The sequence below is a fragment of the Legionella stuttgartensis genome (genome assembly GCF_977063405.2).
Map to the genome: position 1 here is coordinate 1 of NZ_CDRUHA020000090.1, position 1,302 is coordinate 1,302.

Below are 1,302 nucleotides of genomic sequence, written 5' to 3' on the forward strand. Positions count from 1 at the left end.
CTTTTGATATAACAAAAGAACAGCTCATTTTACTATTGGCTCAAGGCGTATCCTCATTAAAAGCCCTAAAAAAGTTAACTCAAGAGCAGCAGGAAAAAAAATTACGCTCAAAGCTAGGATTAACACTCGATAATGTGGTGAACCTTCTCAGTCATCAAAGTGGTTCGCACAACTTAGACGCACTGCTTAAATTATTGGAAAATGAGCAGGCTCTCGCCAATTTAGATAAACTTCAATTTCAAAATAAGGGCGAAGCGGTAGCGCGCATTCTTGGTAAAATTGGTGGTTCGCACAATTTAAGCGCACTGCTTAAATTATTAGAAAACAATCAGGCTCTCGCCAATTTAGATAAACTTCAATTTCAAAATAAAGGCGAAGCGATAGCGCGCATTCTTGGTCACGACGGTGGTTCGCACAACTTAGGCACACTGCTCAAGTTATTGGAAAACGAGCAGGCTCTCGCCAATTTAGATAAACTTCAATTTCAAAATAAAGGCCAAGCGGTAGCGCGCATTCTTGCTCATCATGGTGGTGCGCACAACTTAGGCGCACTGCTTAAATTATTAGAAAACGAGCAGGCTCTCGCCAATTTAGATAAACTTCAATTTCAAAATAAGGGCGAAGCGGTAGCGCGCATTCTTTGTCATGACGGTGGTTCGCGCAACTTAGGCGCACTGCTTAAATTATTAGAAAACGACGAGGCTCTCGCCAATTTAGATAAACTTCAATTTCAAAATAAGGGCGAAGCGGTAGCGCACATTCTTGGTCAGGGTGGTGGTGCGCGCAACTTAGGCGCACTGCTTAAATTATTGGAAAATGAGCAGGCTCTCGCCAATTTAGATAAACTTCAATTTCAAAATAAGGGCGAAGCGGTAGCGCGCATTCTTGCTCAGACTGGTGGTTCGCGCAACTTAGGCGCACTGCTTAAATTATTAGAAAACGAGCAGGCTCTCGCCAATTTAGATAAACTTCAATTTCAAAATAAAGGCCAAGCGGTAGCGCGCATTCTTGGTCATGACGGTGGTGCGCACAACTTAGACGCATTGTTTAAGATACTTGAGCTAGCGATTATTTCAGAGCTCGGATTTACACCTGCTCAAATGTTTTCTATTGCACAAAAAAGTGCATCGAGTAGAACCTTAACACAGCTTCCTGAGTGTAGAACGTTGCTCATTGAATATGGATTTACGGTATCTGAGTTAGTAGACCTTGCTGACAGAGCCAACAGCTCTAGTAAAATTGAAGCGTTACGCGCTATTGGGCAGTTTCCTATTTTTAATAACTACAAACCCTTAGACATCG

The 1,302-nt window shown here is 42.3% G+C and carries 1 protein-coding gene; it reads left to right on the forward strand.

All coding sequences use genetic code 11. The features are described 5' to 3' along the window. A partial coding sequence (locus tag ACWTEW_RS30175) for a hypothetical protein (RefSeq protein WP_454783628.1) occupies nucleotides 1-1,302 on the forward strand: 1,302 nt, incomplete at both ends.